Raw genomic sequence first — 17,661 nt, 5'->3', positions numbered from 1 at the left:
CCCGGGGGCGGGGCGGCCCCCCGGCCGGGGGGGCCCCCCCCCCGGGGCGCCCCCCCCCGCCCCCCCCCCCCCCCCCCCCCGGGGGGGCCCCCCCCCCCCCCCCGGGGCCCCCCCCACGCCTCGGTTGACGGTCACTTGGCCACCTGGAGCTTCTTCGGCCAGCCGTGGTGGCGTTCTCGGCGCTCAGTGTCGGGAGCCGGCCCCTCCGGGTTCCTTGGGGGCCCAAACGGGCTTGCCGGTCGCGTCCTTGAAGGAGGTTTCCTTCATCAGGATGCGCCAGTTGCCGTCCTCGTCGCTGTCGATGCGGGCGCTGATTTCCTTGACCTGGTGAGTGGCGTGGAAATACAGCACGACGACCTGGCGCTGCGAGCCCTCGTCGTAGAAGTCGGCCGACACCTTGCCCTTGGCCGCTGCACCGAAGCCCTTGATCCAGTTGGCGGCCGTCTTCTGGGTCTCGTCGTCGCTGCTGTCGGTGGTGGCGAGTGACTGGAGCTCGTCCGCGTCGCCGTCGGCGATACGCCACACGAGTTCCTGTGTGACACGAAGAGAGCCGGCGGAAGGGTAACCGAACACGTGCAGCGGCTCGTGACCGGAGTAGGCGGACGCGTACTCCGTTCCCGTTCCGTTCGCCGGTCCGCTGCCGGAGGGGCCGCACGCGGCCGATACCAGCATCAGAGCGGCGACTGCTCCCAGGGCTTTCACGGGCCGCGCCATGTCGGATTTCCCCTGTCCTTGACCCGGAGAATCTCGCCACGTGGCGGCAGTTTTTCTCCTTCTTCCGCTGGAAGGAGACGATATCGCCGGCCTTGGCGTTCCCTTCCTTGGCGATCTTCGCCGCGGCGGCATGAAGATGCGGCCGGGAGCCCGGTTCCGTCCAACGGGCGATGACGCGGCGTTTCACCCGTCCCGAGGCGGCAGCGGCGGCCGCGCCCGGTCCGGCACGTCCGACAGGTCCGGCGGCGTCGCGGCCGGATGCCGCTCCAGCAACTCCAGCGCCGTGCGCACCGCGACGCCCAGCTGCGGATGCCGTCCCTCCGCCCAGTGCACCGGCGACCGCAGGGCCTCGATGTCGACCTCGACGCCGTGGTTCTCCACGCCCCACCCGTACAGCTGGAACCACGCGGCGTTCATCGGCACGGTGATCGTGGTGCCGTCGGCGAGGCGGTGCCGGCCGGTCATGCCGACCACCCCGCCCCAGGTGCGCATGCCCACCACCGGGCCGATGCCCAGGAGCTTGACGGTCGCGGTGATCATGTCGCCGTCGGACGAGGTCATCTCGTCGGCGACCGCGACCACCGGGCCGCGCGGGGCGTTGCCGGCGTACGAGACGGGTTGGGCGCCGCGGGTCAGGTCCCAGCCGATGATCGTGCGGGTCAGCTTCTCGACGACCAGCTCGGAGATGTTGCCGCCCGCGTTGCCCCGTACGTCCACGATCAGCGCGGGCATGGACATCTCCCGCCGCAGATCGCGGTTGAACTGGGCCCAGCCGGAGCCGCCCATGTCGGGGATGTGGAGATAGCCGCACCGGTCGCCGCTCAGTTCCCGGACGACGGCGCGGCGTTTGGCGACCCAGTCCTGGTAGCGCAGCGGCCGTTCGTCGATCAGGGGGACGACCGCGATCCGGCGCGCGGGGCCCGCGCCTTCCGCCGGCGCGAAGGTGAGCTCGACGGTGGTGCCCCCGGCCGCGGCGAGCAGCGGATACGGGCCCGCCACCGGATCGACCGGGCGGCCGTCGACATGGGTGAGCGCGGCGCCCTCGCGGATGCCCGTACCGGCCAGCGGGGAACGCGCCTTGGGGTCGGAGGACTCGCCGGGAAGGATCCGCTGGACCACCCACCGTCCGTCCCGGGGATAGAAGTTGGCGCCCAGCAGGCCGATGGGGCGCTGGTAGTGCGGGGGTCCCTCGTTGCGTCTGGCGCCGGCCACGTAGGCGTGCGAGGTGCCCAGTTCCCCCAGCACCTCCCGCAGCAGATCGGCGAATTCGTCGGGGGAGGCGACCCGTTCGACCAGCGGCCGGTACTGCGCCAGCACCTCGTCCCAGTCGATGCCGCACAACTGCGGCTCCCAGAAGTACGACCGGATGAGCCGGCCCGCCTCGTCGAAGGCCTGGCGCCACTCCCACCCCGGTTCGACGTCGTGCAGGATGCGCCGCAGGTCCAGGAAGACCGTCGAGTCGGCGTCGGGCGGCTCGGTCGCGGGGACGGCGCGCAGATCGCCCTCGTCGTTGAGGACCAGCCGGGAGCCGTCGCCGCTGAGCGCGTACGAGTCCAGGGAGCCGGAGAGTTCGGTGCGCCGCGCCTTGGTCAGATCGAAGTGTTCGAGGGTGGGCCGCCCCGACGTCTCGGCCGGGTTGGCGAAGGTCTCGCCCAGCGCCCCGGAGATCGGCCAGCGCAGCCAGACCAGCCCGCCCCCGGCGACCGGCTGCAGCGCCGAGTACTTGGACGCGGCGACGGGGAACGGCGTGACCCGGTTCTCCAGCCCCTCCACCTCCACCATCACCGGGCCTTCCCCCAGCGGCGGGTTCTCCGCCGGGTCCAGTCCGCCCGCCGCGGGCCGCCCCTCCGGGGACAGCGCGAAGGGGGAGGGGGTGGCGGAGGACAGCGGCACGAGATGGGGCCGGCAGCCCAGGGGGAAGGACAGATCGCCGGTGTGCACGTCGTAGACCGGGTCGAAGCCGCGCCACGACAGGAACGCGAGATAGCGCCCGTCCCGGGTGAACACCGGCTGCTCGTCCTCGAAGCGGCCGTTGGTGACGTCCACGACCGTGCGGTCGGCCAGCCGGGCCATCTTGATCAGCCGCAGCGAGCGGCCGATGCCGGGATGCGACCAGGTCAGCCAGCGGGAGTCGGGGGAGAAGGCGAGGTCGCGCACGGGGCCGTTGCCGGAGGTGGTCAGCTCGGTGACCTCGCCGGGCCGGCCCGGCTCGTCCTCGGCCGTCTCCTCCGGCGCCCGCGTGTCCACCAGCAGCAGCCGGCCGTCGTGCGAGGCCACCGCCACCCGTTCGCCGTCCGGGGAGGAGACCATCTCGTGGACCCGGCCCAGCTTGCCCTGCGCCAGCCGCAGCGGGGTGTGGGCGGTGCTGGCCCGCGGCAGGTCGGAGATCTCGATGGCGTCGTCGCCCTCGGCGTCCGTGACGTAGGCGATCCGCCCGGTCGAACCCAGCATCTCGGGCAGCCGCACCCGTACGCCCGGGACGTCGTGGATCGTCCGGGCCGGGCCGTCGCGGTGGGTGAGCCAGTACAGGCTGCCGCGGACGCCGACCGCGCTGGCCCGCCCGGTGGCGTCCACCGCGAGCGAGGTCACATGCGAGGCGGCCGGGACCTGGTACGGCCGGCGGCCGGTCCGCGGCCCGCCGAGCTTGACCGCCAGCTTGCGCGGTACGGCGCCCGCGGTCAGGTCGTCGATCAGCCAGATGTCGCCCGCGCACTGGTAGACGATGCGCGCACCGTCCGTCGAGGCGTGCCGGGCGTAGAAGTCCGCATGGTCGGTGTGCCGCCGCAGATCCGTGCCGTCCGGCAGACAGGAATAGACATTGGCGATGCCTTCGTGGTCGGACAGGAACGCGATCCGGCCGCCGGTGAACATCACCGAGTCCAGATGCCCGTACAGCTCCGGCAGCAGCCGCTGCCCGTGCAGCCACAGGCGGCCCATCGCGCCGCCCCGGTAGCGCTTCCAGGAGGCGGGCTCGTGCGGGGGCTTGCCGGTGAGCAGCAGGGTGCGGTGTTCCCCCTCGACGTCGGCGACCGCGATGTCGGAGACCGGCCCCCACGGCAGCCGGCCGCCGGGGCTGCCGTCGGTGGGCAGGCTGTACGACCACGAGTAGTACGAGAACGGCTGGCCGTGCGAGGAGACGGCCAGGACGTGGGGGTTGCCGTCCTGGTCGGGCGGCGTCCAGCCGCAGACCCGGGCGTCCGTGCTGCCCCAGTACGTCAGCCGCCGGGCCGGCCCGCCCTCGACCGGTACGAGATGCACCTCGGGATCGAGGCTGCGCCAGGTGGTGAACGCGATCTGGCGGCCGTCGGGGGAGAAGCGGGGATGGCCCACGCGGGTGCGGTCGGCGGTCAGCCGCCAGGCGCGGCCGGGCTCCTCGCCCGGTGGTGCGATCGGGGCCACCCAGAGGTCGTCCTCCGCGGCGAAGCAGAGCAGATCGCCGTGCAGATGCGGAAACCGCAGGTAGGAGCCGGATGGCGGGCCGGGACTGGCCGGCATGCGGCGCAGACGGCCGCGAGGCTGGGCGGGGTTCGGCTCCGGGGGCGGCCCGACGGCCTCGCGTGCGTCGTTCACGCCACCATGGTTTCGGGGGAGCGGGAGGGCGGCAACTTGGCGCCGGATGCGCAGCGGCACTCGACGGCGGCGCGGCGCGCATCCCGCGGAGCCGCGTACCGGCGGGTCCGGAGCGGGTCCGTCACTCGGCCGGACCCCGTACGCGTATCCCGTCGGACCCCGTACGAGCGGCGACGGCGGCCGGGGCCGGACCCCCGTCCCGGCCCCGGCCGCCGTCGCGCTCGGGCACGCCCCTCAGCGCACCGGAAGGTGCCGGGCGAAGAAGGAGTGCACAGACGCGCGGACCGTCGGCACCGACGTGGCCGGGTCGACCGCGCCGACCAGCGCGTTCCGGTCGTGCGCCGTCATCAGCCCGGCGGCCTGCAGCCGGGGCGCCAGGGCGGCGTAGTCGCTGAAGACCCAGTGCGCGGCGTTGTCGATCCGGCGCCGCTGGGCACGCCCCCGCGAGTGGGCGAGCAGGGCCGACCAGGAACGGTCCCGCTCCTTGCTGCGGGGGAAGTGTTCGCTGCCCACCAGGAGCAGCGGCCGGTCCACCCCGTGCCGGGCGACGGGGTACAGCGCGCCCTCCGCACCGGGCCGCTCCGGCGGCCGGTCCAGGTAGCCCTCCAGGTTGACCGCCGCGCCGATGCGCCGGTCCTCGTACAGTGCCTCGGCCGCCGCGGTGCCGCCCGCGCTGTGGCCGTAGACGCCCACCCGCCGCAGGTCCAGCGCACTCCCCAGCCCCTTGGGCAGCGCGCGACCCGTCGCGTCCGGGTTCCGTCCGGCCGCCACCGCCGCCAACTGGCCCAGGACGAAGCGGATGTCCGCGATGCGGGTGTCGATCATCGTGCGGAACCGCCGCGGATCGGCCCGCGGATCTCCCCGGAAGACGGTGGCCCGGACTCTCTCCCGTCCCGCCCGTGCCACCGGGAAGTCGACCTCACCGGCATCCCCCGGATGGTCGATGGTCACCACCGCGTACCCGCGGCTCGCCAGCTCCTCGGCGACGCCGGTGCCCAGGGTGCGCGCATCGCCGCCGCCCGGACTGTAGAGCAGCACCGGCCGCCGGCCCGCCTGCGCGGGGGCGTCCGTCCGGGCGTGGGTCAGGGTCGCCGCCCAGTCCACGCCCGTCCTCGGCAGGTGGTGGACGGCGGCGTCGAGCTGCCCGAACACCGCCGCGGCGCCCCTGGTCATCTGCGGCGCGACCGGGTAGCCGCGCACGGACCGGGCCGGATAGAACACCGTGACCATCACTTCCCGTACGGCGATCTTCTCCCACGGGTCGCGCCGGGACCGGTCGACCAGGTAGAGCGCGGTGGCTCCGACCGGGTGCGGGCCGGTCGGCGCCGGCAGCCGCAGGGCGAGGCCGGCCCCGGCCCGGCCCTGCGTGCCGCCGCGCTTCGCCGAGCGCCCCTTCGCGGTCCTCCCCTGCACGCCGCTCCCCTCCGCGGTGCCGCAGCCCGCGAGCAGCAGCGCCGTGCCCAGCGCCGCGGCGGCCGACGTGGTGACCGTCCGACGGCCCATGTCGTCGTTGCCGACCCTGGTACGGAACATGGTTCCCCCTTGTGCCTGTGCGCTTGCCTGCCCGTGTGCCTGCCTGCCCGTGTGCCTGCAGGGCGTCGGCACTTGCGTCCTTCGACGCCCCTCTGGGTGAATGAGCGCGGCCGACCCACGACGTGCATGCTGGCGCCCCACGGAGGTTCCCGGCGAAGGTTCAGGGCCTGGCCGAAACGATGGCGCGGCGCCGACGGGGGGCGTATTGATCAGGATCCATTTCGCGGCCGACGCCTTCGCCCGGGTCCGGTTCGCGCCCCGGCCGGCCCCGCTGCAAGAGCTGAACGTGGCGCTGATGAAGATGTGCCTCCCCGACGACGCACTGCTCTTCGGGCGCTGGCGGCAACGGCTGCTGCGGTCCCTGCCACCCGCCGTCGGACCGCTGCGGGATCTGGTCCCGGCCGGCCAGGCACCCCTCTTCATCGACGTCTTCAGCGACAGCCTCGGCACCGGACTGGACGCCGTACGGGCCACGCCCCCGGCCCTGGTCCGCTCCGAAATCGAACGGGTCAACGCCGACCGCCCCTCCCCGCCCCCGCCGTGGATCCGGGACCTGCACCGCGGCGACGCCGACGCGTGGCAGCTGCTGCGCCGCGCCCAGCACGCTGCCTTCGACACGGCGCTGCGCCCGGTATGGCCCCTCATCCAGGACCTGCACCGGGCGGAGTTCACCCGCCATGCCCTGACCGTCGCCGAGCACGGCATCGGCGCAGCCCTCGCGGAGCTGGCGCCCGCCGCCCGACTACGCGGCAATATCTGGGAGTTCGAGGCCCCCTACGACCGCGACATCGCCGTGCAAGGGCGCGACCTGGTCCTCGTTCCCACCTTCCACTGGACCGGCCCTCCCCTGTTCTCCGACCTGCCCGACCGCCCCCTGTATCTGACCTACCCGGCCGGTACGGGCCTGCCGCTCACGGCCCCCGGGGCGAACCACGCGGGCGACGCGGGCGACGCGCTGTCCGGCGTCCTCGGCCGCACCCGCGTCGACATCCTGCACCGGCTCGCCGACGCACACACCACCAGCCAGCTCGCCGGCCGCCTCGGCGTCAGCAACGCCACGGCCTCCGCCCATGCGGCCGCGCTGCGCGCCGCGGGCCTGATCACGACGGTCCGCGCGGGGCGGGCGGTCCTGCACCGGCGCACGGCCCTGGGGAGCCTGCTGGTTCAGCGGGGCGGCCGGATGCGCGGGTGACCGGGCGCCGTCCGCCCCGGCCGAGGGGCGTGGGCGCACCGGCTCGCGATCGGGTGGGCGTGCGGTGCGTTACGGGGCGGTAGCACAGGGCTGTGTCGTTTCGCACTGTGGGCGCTCTTGCAAGCTCTTTGCAGGAGGCACCACCATTGGTGGGTTGCAGCGCCTGAAGTGGAGACAATCCGAGATGCACGTACCTGATGGATTCATCAATGCGCCGGTGTCGGTGGCGACCGGTGCGGTCGCCGCGGTCGCGGTTGCGGTCAGCCTGCGCGGCGCCCGGCGTGAGCTGGCGGGTGCGGTGCAGGGCGGCACGGGGGCGGGGGCGGAGCGCACGGCGCCGCTGGCCGGCCTGGTGGCGGCCTTCATCTTCGCGGTGCAGATGCTGAATTTCCCGGTCGCGGCCGGGACCAGCGGGCATCTGCTGGGCGGAGCGCTCGCGGCGATACTCGTGGGCCCGTACACGGGCGTGCTCTGTGTATCGGTGGTGCTGCTGATGCAGGGGGTGCTGTTCGCCGATGGCGGGCTGACGGCGCTGGGCGTGAACATCAGCGATATGGCGATCGTGACGACGGTTGTCGCGTACGCCGTCTTCCGCGGGCTGGTGAAGGTGCTGCCGCGGAAGAGGCGCTCGGTCACGGTCGCCTCGTTCGTGGCGGCCCTGATGTCGGTGCCGGCCGCGGCGGTCGCCTTCACCGCCCTTTACGCGCTGGGCGGGACGACCGACGTGCCGATCGGCAAGGTCTTCACCGCCATGGTCGGGGTGCATGTGCTGATCGGCCTGGGTGAGGCCGCCATCACGGCCCTGACGGTGGGCGCGGTGATCGCCGTACGGCCGGATCTGGTGTACGGGGCGCGCGGGCTGGCCAAGCCGTTGGAGCTGCGGACGTCGCCGCTCGATGTCCCGGCGCCGGCGCCGGCCGCGGACGAGGTCACCACGGCCGCGCGCGAGACCGGACCCGCCGCGTCGGCCCCTGCCGCGCCGGCTCCCCGCCGCTCCGTTCGCCGCGTCTGGCTGGCCGGGCTGGCGGCCGCGCTGCTGTGCGCCGGCGGGATCAGCTACTACGCCTCCGCCAGCCCGGACGGCCTGGAGAAGGTCGCCCACGACCAGGGGATCGACGCAAAGACCGAGGCGCACGCCAGCAAGGACTCGCCGCTCGCGGACTACAGCGTGAAGGACATCGGCAACGCACGGCTGGCGGGCGGGCTCGCCGGAGTGATCGGGGTCGGGGCCACGCTGGCCGTCGGGACCGGGGTCTTCGTGGTGCTGCGGCGGCGCAGGACCGCTGAGGCCGCCGGTGCCGCCGGTGCCGTCGGGACCGCCGGGGCTTCGGGCGAGCGCGTCTGATGGGGGCCGGGCACGCCCACAAGCTCTATCGGCACGGGCACTCGCCGGTGCACGCACTGCCGTCGCACTGCAAAATCGCCGCGGTCTTCTGCTTCGTCCTGATCGTGGTCTCCACGCCGCGCGAGGCGATCTGGGCCTTCGCGCTCTACGCGGTACTGATCGCGTCGAGCGCGGCGGTGGCCCGGATCCCGGCCGGGTTCCTGCTCAAGCGGTTGCTGATCGAGGTGCCGTTCGTGGCGTTCGCGGTGCTGATGCCGTTCGTGGCGGAGGGACCGCGGGTGCAGACGGGATGGCTGAGTCTGAGCGTGTCCGGGCTGTGGGGGGCCTGGAACATCCTGGCCAAGGGGACGTTGGGGGTGGCGGCCTCCGTCCTGCTCGCCTCGACGACCGAACTGCGTGAACTGCTGCTGGGGCTCCAGCGGCTGCGGATGCCGCCGATGCTCGTACAGATCGCGTCGTTCATGATCCGCTACGGCGATGTGATCACCGACGAGATGCGGCGGATGCGGATCGCCCGGCTCTCGCGGGGATTCGAGGCCCGGGGCGTACGGCACTGGGGGGTGCTCGCCAAGTCCGCCGGCGCGCTGTTCATCCGCTCCTACGAGCGGGGGGAGCGGGTGCACCTCGCCATGGTCAGCCGGGGCTACACCGGCACCATGCCCGTCCTGACCGACACCGCCGCCACCCGCGCACAATGGACCCACGCCGCCACGCTGCCTGTTGCCGCCCTTGCCGTATGCCTTCTGGGATGGACGCTGTGAGTACGACCACGCCGACCGACACGCCCCCCTCGCTCGAGGTCTCCGGGCTCGCCTACGCCTATCCCGACGGGCATCAGGCGCTGTTCGGGGTCGATCTGTCCGTCGCCCGCGGTGAGCGCGTTGCGCTGCTCGGGCCCAACGGTGCGGGCAAGACCACGCTCGTTCTCCATCTGAACGGGATTCTCGAGGCGGGGGCCGGGTCCGTGGCCGTCGCCGGGCTGCCGGTGGGCAAGCGGCACCTCGCCGAGATCCGGCGGCGGGTGGGGATCGTCTTCCAGGACCCCGACGACCAGCTGTTCATGCCCACCGTCCGGGAGGACGTCGCCTTCGGGCCGGCCGCGGCGGGGCTGCGCGGGGCCGAGCTGGAGGAGCGGGTGACGGAGGCGCTCGAACGGGTCGGCATGGGCGGGTTCGCCGACCGGCCGCCGCATCATCTGTCGTTCGGCCAGCGGCGCCGGGTCGCCGTGGCCACGGTGCTCGCCATGCGCCCGGAAATTCTCGTACTGGACGAGCCGTCGTCCAATCTCGATCCCGCCTCGCGGCGAGAACTCGCGGATATTCTGCGGTCGTTGGATGTGACCGTATTGATGGTCACGCATGATTTGCCCTATGCGCTGGAGCTGTGTCCGCGATCCGTTGTGCTGTCGGGCGGAGTGATTGTCGCGGACGGGACCACTCAGGAATTGCTGTGCGACGACGCGCTGATGCGGACCCACCGGCTGGAATTGCCGTTCGGGTTCGATCCCCGGTCGGTGACGTTGCCCGTCCGAACCGGCGCCCGGCCCGGGTGATGTGACGAATCCCACTGGCCTGGGCCCTGGTCATCAGCACTGATCTGCGCGTTGCACCATTGATGGGTCACCAAAGCGACGGATGAGTGGGAAGCGGGAATCAGTGGTGGACGTCCAGGGCACGGTCGAGGACGGCTTCGAGCCGGTCCGGGACGCCTTCGCGGACAACTTTGCGCGGCGCGGGGAGCGGGGGGCCGCGGTCGCCGTGTACCTGCACGGGCGCAAGGTCGTCGACCTGTGGGGCGGGACCAAGGACGGGGACGGCGCCTCCTCGGAACCCTGGGAGCGGGGGACGGCGCAGGTCGTCCGGTCCGCGACCAAGGGCGTGGCGGCGATCGTTCCGCTGCTGCTGCATCAGCGGGGGCTGCTGGACCTGGACGCGCCCGTCGGCACGTACTGGCCCGAATTCAAGGCGGCGGGCAAGGAGCGGGTGCTCGTACGGCATCTGCTGTCGCACCGGGCCGGGCTGCCGGTTCTGGATACGCCGCTGACGCCCGCGCAGGCCATCGACGGGGTCAGCGGGGCGGCGGCGCTGGCCGCCCAGGCGCCCGTCTGGGAGCCGGGGGCCGAACACGGCTACCACGCCCAGACCTACGGCTGGCTCATGGGCGAGCTGGTGCTGCGGGTCACGGGACGGACGCTCGGCAGCTGGGTGGCGGAGGAGATAGCGGGGCCGCTGGGGCTGGATCTGTGGATAGGCCTGCCGGCCGAGGCGCAGTCCCGGGTGGGGCGGCTCACCGAGATCGAGCCGCCGGCCGGGACCGGGGCCGCCGGGCTGCGGGTGCGCCCCAAGCGGGCGGTCGCCGAGGCCTCCGCGGATCCTTCTTCGCTCACCCGGCGGGCCTTTGGCGCCATAGCGCCGGCGGCCGATGAGAATGCCTTTGCGTACCGGTCCGCCGAGCTTCCCGCCTCGAACGGCATTGCCACGGCACGGGCATTGGCGCGTTGTTATGCGGCCCTCATCGGGCCGGTCGACGGGCATCCGCGCTTGTTTGCGCCGGCCACTTTGACGCTTGCGCGTACCGAGGAATCCGCCGGCCTTGACCGGACGTTGCTGGTGCATACGCGGTTCGGGCTCGGATTCATGTTGCACGGTGCGGCCGCACCCCTTTTGGGGCCGGGCTCCTTCGGCCATCCGGGGCGGGGCGGTGCCCTTGCTTTCGCCGATCCCGAGAGCGGATTCGCTTTCGGCTACGTCACAAATGGCATGCAGAAGAATGTGACGGCGGATCCGCGCGCCCAGGCATTGGTGCGCGCCGCCGCCCACGTTGCGGGGTGACCCCGCGAGGGCCGCTCACCCCGAGTGCAGCATCAGCCCGATGCCCACCACCATCAGGCTCGCCGCCGCGATGCGGGGTGCGCCGAAGCGTTCCTTGAAGAAGAGGGCTCCGATGGCGGCGCCGACGATGATCGAGGACTCGCGGAGGGCCGCTATGGGGGCCAGGGGGGCGCGGGTCTGGGCCCAGAGGACGAGGCCGTAGGCGAAGACGGAGAGGACGCCGCCGGCCAGGCCGCGCAGGGCCATGGGGCGGAGCGCGGTGAGGAGTCGGCCGCGGCGGGTGGCGAGGGCGTAGGCGGGGATGGCCAGGCCTTCGAGGATCATCAGCCAGGCGATATAGCCGAGGGGCGTGCCGGAGGCGCGTACGCCCAGGCCGTCGACGGTGGTGTAGGAGGCGATGGACAGCCCGGTGGCGAGGGCGGCGATGATGGCCGGCCAGTGGGGCTTCGTCTCTGCGCCGCGGATCCCCCACAGCGCCACGCCCACCAGGCCGGCGGAGGCTATGGCCACGCCTGCCATGGCCCAGGCGTCGGGGATCTCGTGGACGAAGGCGGCGGCGAGGACGGTGACCACCAGGGGCGCCGTGCCGCGGGCTATCGGGTACATCTGGCCGAAGTCGCCCAGGCGGAACGACTGCATGAGCAGGACCTGGTAGACGACGTGCAGCACGACGGAGGCCAGGAGGAAGGGCCAGGCGGCCGCCGCGGGAAGCGGGGTGAAGGCCGCTATGCCGACGCCGCACAGGGCGCCGCCGCCGCCGACCAGGGTGAAGGCGAGGAGCTGGTCGCGGATGCCGTGGGCGATCGCGTTCCAACTGGCGTGGGTGACGGCGGCTATCAGGACCGCCGCGACGACGAGCGGGGTCACGCGGTGCGCTCGCGCACGTCCACGATGCGGCCCTGGGCGTACTCGGTCAGGGATGCCGGATCGAGGGGGAAGACGGTGCGCGGGGTGCCGGCGGCGGCCCGGACCGTCCGGTGGCCCAGGAGCCCGCGGTCGGCAAGCACGCGGGTGCGCCTGCGGTGGCGGGGACCGGGCGCTCGTGGTGCGGGGGTGGGGGTGGCGGGCGCAGCATCGCTCATGGCCCGCACGCTAGCGAAAGCTGTACGGGCCATGCGAACGAAATCCGGCCGGTGAGACGGGGGACACCCCTCGGTGCCCCGCCGGCTCAGCCCGCGGTGAGGATGGCGCGGACCACCGGGCCCGCGTTGGAGCCGCCGTGGCCGCTCGCCGGGACGACGGCCGCCGCGGCGAGGTCGTCGCGGTAGGCGGTGAACCAGGCGTTGGGCTTCTTCTGGTTGTCGACCTCGGCCGAGCCGGTCTTGGCGCCGATGTCACCGCCGACCCCGGACATCGCCTCGGCGGCCGTACCGGAGGTCGCGGTCACCTTCATCAGGTACTTCAGGCCGGACTGGGTGGACGGCTTCATGGCGCGGGCGGCCTTGGCGAAGGTCCGGTTGTCCAGCGACGGCGCGACGATGTACGGCTGGTGGAAGGAACCGGCGTGGACCGTGGCGGCGAACGTGGCGACGTTGAGCGGGTTCATCCGCACGCCGCCCTGCCCGATCAGCGAGGCCGCCATCTGCGCGTCCTGCTGCACCGGTACCGCGCCGTCGAAGGTGGGGATGCCGGTCTGCCAGTTCAGTCCGATGCCGAAGACGTCCCGGGCCTCGGCGGTCAGATCGGCGTTCGTGAGCTTCGGAGCCAGCGAGATGAAGGCGTTGTTGCAGGACGCGGCGAAGCTCTGCGCGAAGGTGCCGTCCTTGATCTCGGACTTGCCGTCGTTCTGGAACTTCCAGCCGCCGACGGTGAAGTACTTGGGGCACGGGTGCTTCTTGGTGGGCGAGGTCAGGCCCTTGTCCAGGAACATCGCCGAGGTGATGATCTTCATCGTCGAGCCGGGGGCCAGCGACCCCTGGGTGGCCATGTTGAAGCCCTTGGCCGGGGAGTTGGCGAGCGCCAGGATCTCGCCGGTGCTGGGCTTGACCGCCGCCGCGGACGCCGACTTCTTGCCCTTGATCGCGTTCTCGGCCGCCGTCTGGAGCTTGCTGTCCAGGGTGGTCTTCAGCGTGCCGGGGGTGCCCTTGGAGAGCACCTTCAGCGTCTTGTCGGGCTGCTGCGCGGAGGGGTCGGCGGCCTTGGCCCGCTTGATGAACAGCTCCACGCCCGGCTTGCCGTCGGTCTTGTCGCCGTACTTGTCGCGCAGGCTGTCCAGGATCGCGGTCAGCGTGGGGTGCGCCTCGGGGGTGAGCTCGGTGCCGTTACGGTCCACGGCCTTGATCGGCGGCGTTTCGGCCTCGCCCGTCCGCAGCTCGTCACCCTTGGCCAGGCCGGGGTGCAGCACCGCCGGCTGCCAGGCGATCTGCGGCTTACCGGTGGCCTTGTCCCGGTGGACGGTCGCGGAGGTGCGGTACGAGTACGGCGCCTTCGTGCCGTTGTAGGCGATCTGGGTGCTGACGGTGTACGGCATCTTGTCGCCCGTCGGCGTGCCCGGAGTCACCGTCACCTTGGAGAACCTGGCCTGCTTGCTGAAGGTCTCCAGCGCGCTCTTGGCGGCGTCGGGGCTGTCCGTCAGCCCGGCTGCCTTTGCGGCGTCGCCGCCCTGCCAGGCGGTCAGGAACTCCTGAGACGTCGCCTGTACTTCCTTGGCGCTGAGCGGGCCGGTCTTCACGGTGGGCGCATTGCCCCCCGACTTGGCGTCCGCGGACGTGACCTGCTGCGGCGACTTGTCGTCGTCCGAGCCGCCGAACAGCGTAAAGCCGCCCACGACTCCCGCCACCAGGGCCACCGATCCGCCGATCACCCCGTACTTCACCTCGCGGCGCATGCCACCGATCCCCTCCCAGAGAGCTCGTCCTTGGATACGCACACAAGAACGTGCGTCGCACTCTAAGGGACACGGGGAAGCGAGCGGGTGCCGGTCAGTCTCGATCCGGGCACGGTCCGGTGACACGCTGTGAGGCGTCTGTTGTGAACCTGTGATGCCGCCGGGGGAACCGGGCCGCCGCCGGTCCACGCGGCGCCCCGTGCGTCGTGCCGGCTAGACCCAGCTGTCCAGCCACATCCGGCCGTGCCAGTCCGATTTCGGGATCGGGGTGCCGGTGTAGAGGGGATAGAAGTAGATGAAGTTCCAGATGATCAGGAGGACCAGGACGCCCGCGCCCACTGCCCCGATGGTGTGGCGGCGTTCGTTCGCGCCGGGTGGGCCGATGAGCGCCCCGATCATCATGGCCAGCGCCAGGCACAGGAACGGGACGAAGACGACGGCGTAGAAGAGGAAGATCGTCCGTTCCTGGTAGAGGAACCAGGGGAGGTAGCCGGCCGCGATGCCGCAGGCGATGGCGCCCGCCCGCCAGTCACGCTTGAACAGCCAGCGGTAGAGGACGTAGAGCAGGGCGAAGCAGGCGGCCCACCACAGGAGCGGGGTGCCGAGGGCCAGGACCTCGCGGGCGCAGCCCTCGGCCGCCGTGCAGCCCTGGTGGCCGGCGGTGGGGTCCTTGTAGAAGTACGAGACGGGGCGCCCCAGGACCAGCCAGCTCCAGGGGTTGGACTGGTAGGTGTGCGGCGTGGTCAGGCCGGTGTGGAAGGCGTAGACCTCGGTCTGGTAGTGCCAGAGGCTGCGCAGCCAGTCGGGCAGCCAGGTCCAGGCGCCGGTCCGGCCGTCGGGGGTGGTGGCCCAGTCGCGGTAGTAGCCGCCCTTGGTGGCGATCCAGCCGGACCAGGACGCGAGGTAGGTGGCGACGGCGACGACGACGGTGGCGCCGAAGGCGGGCAGGACGTCGCGGCGCAGGGCGGAGCGGAACGGGTGGCGGGCGCCGGCGGTGCGGCGGGCCGCCACGTCCCACAGGACGGACATCAGGGCGAAGGCGGCGAGGTAGTAGAGGCCGTTCCACTTGGTGGCGGAGGCGAGGCCCAGGCAGAGGCCGGCGGCGATGCGCCAGGGGCGCCAGCCGAGGCGCAGCCGGTCGCCGACGGTGTCGTCGGGGTGCGCCAGGCCGTCCGGTCTCACCGGCAGGGCCGCCGCCAGCCGGGCCCGGGTGCGGTCGCGGTCCACCAGGAGGCAGCCGAAGGCGGCCACCACCCAGAACATCACGATCAGGTCGAGCAGGGCCGTGCGGCTCATGACGAAGTGCAGGCCGTCGACCGTCAGCAGGGCGCCGGCCAGGCAGCCCAGGGCCGTGGAGCGCATCAGACGGCGGCCGATGCGGCAGATCAGGAGGACGGACAGGGTGCCCAGGAGGGCGACCATGAAGCGCCAGCCGAAGGGGTTCATGCCGAACACGCCCTCGCCGAGGGCGATCAGCCATTTGCCCATCGGGGGATGGACGACGTAGGAGGCCTGGGGGCTGAGCAGGATCTTCGGGTGCGGCCCGACGAGCGCCGCGTTGGCGTTCTTGTCCCAGGTGCCTTCGTAGCCGTACCGGAGCAGCGACCAGGCGTCCTTCGGGTAGTACGTCTCGTCGAATATCACGTCGTGCGGGCTGCCCAGATGCCAGAAGCGCAGCACTCCCGCGACCAGCGCCACCAGGAGCGGGCCGCCCCAGGCCGCCCAGCGCGACAGCCGCACGGCGGCGTCCGGGCCCGCCCCGAGCACCGCCCACAGCCGGGTCGCCGGTCCCGGGAAGGCGGGTACCAGCCGCGCGCGGAGATCGCCTTGCGGGCGGGCCGGGTAACCGAAGCGGCGCAGCCGCCGCTGCCACACGGGGGGCTGCTGGGCCGGATACCCGGCGCGGTGCGCGCCGGCCTCGGTCGCGGTGGTGTCACTCGTCACCCGGCCCATCGTAGGGAAGCAGCCTGTGGACCGGCGCTCTGCACCGCGGACCGGGGTGCCGTGCCGTTGAGGTGGTGAGCGACCGGTTGTCCGGGAACGGCGACGGCTCCCGTCCCGGGCCCGCCCGCCGCGGGGCGCCGAGCGGCCCTGGGAGGATGGGGACGTGACTGGAACGCTGGTACTTGCAGGGACGCCCATCGGCGAGATCGCGGACGCGCCGCCGCGGCTGGCCACCGAACTCGCGGCCGCCGATGTGATCGCCGCCGAGGACACCCGGCGGCTGCGCCGACTGACCCAGGCGCTGGAGGTGCAGCCGGCCGGGCGGATCGTGTCGTACTTCGAGGGGAACGAAGCGGCGCGGACGCCGGAGCTGGCGGAGGCGCTGGCGGGCGGTGCGCGGGTGCTGCTGGTCACCGACGCCGGAATGCCGTCCGTCTCCGACCCCGGCTACCGGCTGGTGGCGGCGGCGGTGGAGCGCGGGGTGAAGGTGACGGCCGTACCGGGCCCGTCCGCGGTGCTCACCGCGCTGGCGGTGTCCGGTCTGCCGGTGGACCGCTTCTGCTTCGAGGGATTCCCGCCCCGTAAGTCCGGTGAGCGGCTCTCGCGGCTGCGCGAGGTCGCGGACGAGCGCCGGACCCTGGTCTATTTCGAAGCGCCCCATCGCCTGGACGACACCCTCGCCGCGATGGCCGAGGTGTTCGGCGCGGACCGGCGGGCCGCCGTCTGCCGCGAGCTGACCAAGACGTACGAGGAGGTCAAGCGGGGGCCGCTGGGGGAGCTGGCGGCCTGGGCGGCGGAGGGCGTACGGGGCGAGATCACCGTCGTCGTCGAGGGCGCGCCGGAGAGCGGGCCCGAGGAGCTGGGGCCCGAGGAGCTGGTGCGCAGGGTGCGGGTGCGGGAGGAGGCGGGGGAGCGACGCAAGGAGGCCATTGCGGCGGTTGCCGCCGATGCCGGGCTGCCCAAGCGGCAGGTTTTCGACGCGGTGGTCGCGGCGAAGAATGCCGCTCGGCCAGAACCGACCCACGGGAAGGTAAATGACTGACCTGGAAGGTAAAGGCAGAGGCCGCGCAGTGGGGTGTTTTCCCTGCCACCTGTCAAATCTGGGCCAATAGGCAGCAGCTCAGGTGCGCATCCGGCCGGAAAAGGCGTCCACTGGGGGTGGGACGTACGGTCCCGGAAACCTTGCCTTGTCCTGTGGACAAGAGGGAGCGCACATGAGCGACATCGCCAAGACCAGCAGCACGACTTCCCCGCGCGGAGTTTCCCCTTTTCCCCGGTCCGCCGAGCCGGCGGCGCATGAGGCGTATGCCTTCGCCTGCATGCGGTGCGGCCACGGCTGGGAGCAGGCGTACGAAATAGACCACCAGGTGGACGCCAAGGGTGACCTGCACGTCGTCTACTACGCGGACGGCGAGCGTGTGCCGTCTCCGTTGACCCGGCCCACGTGCCTGAACTGCGGCAGCAACGTCGTACGGATCATGCGCTCGGGCCAGGTCTCGATGGTCTCCGACGCGATAGCGAACATGCACCAGCGCCAAAGCAACAACGGGAAGAAGAAGGCTGCGGCTTCCGAGTCCGAGGACCGTACGGACCGCGGCGCCGAGGGCGCCGGGCGCCATCACTGGCACCTCTCCGACCTGCTGCACCCCTTCCAGCACCATCGCAAGTGACCATCTGCGGGTGAAGGCCTGGCCGCGGTCCTCGT

General features: G+C 72.5%; 14 protein-coding genes. 7 read left to right on the top strand and 7 right to left on the bottom strand.

Annotated elements, in window-relative coordinates; translation table 11 throughout:
- Nucleotides 1-183: 183 nt before the first annotated feature.
- The 3 genes from ACIGWZ_RS20485 to ACIGWZ_RS20475 all read right to left on the bottom strand — a co-directional run bounded on the left by ACIGWZ_RS20485 (nucleotide 184) and on the right by ACIGWZ_RS20475 (nucleotide 5,817).
- Nucleotides 184-525: a hypothetical protein gene (locus ACIGWZ_RS20485; protein ID WP_400066583.1), complete on the bottom strand. Its 342-nt coding sequence runs from the start codon at nucleotides 523-525 to the stop codon at nucleotides 184-186.
- Nucleotides 526-897: 372 nt separating this feature from the next.
- A complete protein-coding gene (locus tag ACIGWZ_RS20480) occupies nucleotides 898-4,209 on the bottom strand; it encodes a S41 family peptidase (RefSeq protein WP_400067242.1) in 3,312 nt (1,103 codons plus the stop codon).
- A gap of 309 nt (nucleotides 4,210-4,518) precedes the next feature.
- Nucleotides 4,519-5,817: an alpha/beta hydrolase family protein gene (locus ACIGWZ_RS20475; protein WP_400066581.1), complete on the bottom strand. Its 1,299-nt coding sequence runs from the start codon at nucleotides 5,815-5,817 to the stop codon at nucleotides 4,519-4,521.
- 205 nt (nucleotides 5,818-6,022) lie between these two features.
- Between ACIGWZ_RS20475 and ACIGWZ_RS20470 the strand changes: the two genes are divergently transcribed.
- From ACIGWZ_RS20470 to ACIGWZ_RS20450, 5 genes are all read left to right on the top strand, one after another.
- Nucleotides 6,023-7,009 (top strand): helix-turn-helix domain-containing protein, encoded by a 987-nt coding sequence (locus ACIGWZ_RS20470; RefSeq protein ID WP_400066579.1) that lies wholly within the window; start codon nucleotides 6,023-6,025, stop codon nucleotides 7,007-7,009.
- A gap of 184 nt (nucleotides 7,010-7,193) precedes the next feature.
- Nucleotides 7,194-8,354, top strand: a complete 1,161-nt coding sequence (locus ACIGWZ_RS20465) for an energy-coupling factor ABC transporter permease (RefSeq protein ID WP_400066577.1) — start codon at nucleotides 7,194-7,196, stop codon at nucleotides 8,352-8,354.
- Nucleotides 8,354-9,115 (top strand): cobalt ECF transporter T component CbiQ, encoded by a 762-nt coding sequence (gene cbiQ, locus ACIGWZ_RS20460; protein WP_400066575.1) that lies wholly within the window; start codon nucleotides 8,354-8,356, stop codon nucleotides 9,113-9,115. The genes ACIGWZ_RS20465 and cbiQ overlap by 1 nt, the downstream gene beginning before the upstream one ends.
- Nucleotides 9,091-9,906, top strand: a complete 816-nt coding sequence (locus ACIGWZ_RS20455) for an energy-coupling factor ABC transporter ATP-binding protein (protein WP_400067239.1) — start codon at nucleotides 9,091-9,093, stop codon at nucleotides 9,904-9,906. Before cbiQ ends, ACIGWZ_RS20455 begins: the two co-directional genes overlap by 25 nt.
- An 82-nt stretch (nucleotides 9,907-9,988) precedes the next feature.
- The gene (locus ACIGWZ_RS20450) at nucleotides 9,989-11,185 is read left to right on the top strand and encodes a serine hydrolase domain-containing protein (protein ID WP_400066573.1); all 1,197 of its coding nucleotides are present in this window, start codon (nucleotides 9,989-9,991) and stop codon (nucleotides 11,183-11,185) included.
- Between the two features lie 15 nt (nucleotides 11,186-11,200).
- Here the strand turns inward: ACIGWZ_RS20450 and ACIGWZ_RS20445 are convergent, their stop codons facing one another.
- The 4 genes from ACIGWZ_RS20445 to ACIGWZ_RS20430 all read right to left on the bottom strand — a co-directional run bounded on the left by ACIGWZ_RS20445 (nucleotide 11,201) and on the right by ACIGWZ_RS20430 (nucleotide 15,965).
- Complete coding sequence (locus tag ACIGWZ_RS20445) at nucleotides 11,201-12,052, bottom strand: EamA family transporter (protein WP_400066571.1); 852 nt, start codon at nucleotides 12,050-12,052, stop codon at nucleotides 11,201-11,203.
- Entirely contained in the window at nucleotides 12,049-12,267 is a 219-nt protein-coding gene (locus ACIGWZ_RS20440) for a hypothetical protein (RefSeq protein WP_400066569.1), read from the bottom strand. The genes ACIGWZ_RS20445 and ACIGWZ_RS20440 overlap by 4 nt, the downstream gene beginning before the upstream one ends.
- A gap of 86 nt (nucleotides 12,268-12,353) precedes the next feature.
- On the bottom strand, nucleotides 12,354-14,012 hold the full coding sequence (locus ACIGWZ_RS20435) for a penicillin-binding transpeptidase domain-containing protein (protein ID WP_400066567.1): 1,659 nt from the start codon (nucleotides 14,010-14,012) through the stop codon (nucleotides 12,354-12,356).
- 213 nt (nucleotides 14,013-14,225) lie between these two features.
- Nucleotides 14,226-15,965, bottom strand: coding sequence for a dolichyl-phosphate-mannose--protein mannosyltransferase (locus ACIGWZ_RS20430; protein ID WP_400066564.1), 1,740 nt, complete (start codon nucleotides 15,963-15,965; stop codon nucleotides 14,226-14,228).
- Between the two features lie 154 nt (nucleotides 15,966-16,119).
- On the opposite strand from ACIGWZ_RS20430, the gene rsmI reads away from it, so the two are divergent.
- Nucleotides 16,120-16,998: a 16S rRNA (cytidine(1402)-2'-O)-methyltransferase gene (gene rsmI / locus ACIGWZ_RS20425; protein WP_400066562.1), complete on the top strand. Its 879-nt coding sequence runs from the start codon at nucleotides 16,120-16,122 to the stop codon at nucleotides 16,996-16,998.
- 172 nt (nucleotides 16,999-17,170) lie between these two features.
- Nucleotides 17,171-17,626 (top strand): hypothetical protein, encoded by a 456-nt coding sequence (locus ACIGWZ_RS20420; RefSeq protein WP_400066561.1) that lies wholly within the window; start codon nucleotides 17,171-17,173, stop codon nucleotides 17,624-17,626.
- The last annotated feature ends 35 nt before the right edge of the window (nucleotides 17,627-17,661 follow it).

The organism is Streptomyces sp. NPDC053427, assembly GCF_044544985.1.
In the GTDB taxonomy this organism is placed as follows: domain Bacteria; phylum Actinomycetota; class Actinomycetes; order Streptomycetales; family Streptomycetaceae; genus Streptomyces.
This window is presented reverse-complemented; position numbering and strand designations above follow the sequence as displayed.

Bases quoted from the DNA above. Each gene is read 5' to 3' on its own strand.
- ACIGWZ_RS20480 (WP_400067242.1), bottom strand. From the start codon at position 4,209: ATGCCGGCCAGTCCCGGCCCGCCATCCGGCTCCTACCTGCGGTTTCCG.
- ACIGWZ_RS20475 (WP_400066581.1), bottom strand. From the start codon at position 5,817: ATGTTCCGTACCAGGGTCGGCAACGACGACATGGGCCGTCGGACGGTC.
- ACIGWZ_RS20465 (WP_400066577.1), top strand. From the start codon at position 7,194: ATGCACGTACCTGATGGATTCATCAATGCGCCGGTGTCGGTGGCGACC.
- cbiQ (WP_400066575.1), top strand. From the start codon at position 8,354: ATGGGGGCCGGGCACGCCCACAAGCTCTATCGGCACGGGCACTCGCCG.
- ACIGWZ_RS20455 (WP_400067239.1), top strand. From the start codon at position 9,091: ATGCCTTCTGGGATGGACGCTGTGAGTACGACCACGCCGACCGACACG.
- ACIGWZ_RS20450 (WP_400066573.1), top strand. From the start codon at position 9,989: ATGAGTGGGAAGCGGGAATCAGTGGTGGACGTCCAGGGCACGGTCGAG.
- ACIGWZ_RS20440 (WP_400066569.1), bottom strand. From the start codon at position 12,267: ATGAGCGATGCTGCGCCCGCCACCCCCACCCCCGCACCACGAGCGCCC.
- ACIGWZ_RS20435 (WP_400066567.1), bottom strand. From the start codon at position 14,012: ATGCGCCGCGAGGTGAAGTACGGGGTGATCGGCGGATCGGTGGCCCTG.
- ACIGWZ_RS20430 (WP_400066564.1), bottom strand. From the start codon at position 15,965: ATGGGCCGGGTGACGAGTGACACCACCGCGACCGAGGCCGGCGCGCAC.
- ACIGWZ_RS20420 (WP_400066561.1), top strand. From the start codon at position 17,171: ATGAGCGACATCGCCAAGACCAGCAGCACGACTTCCCCGCGCGGAGTT.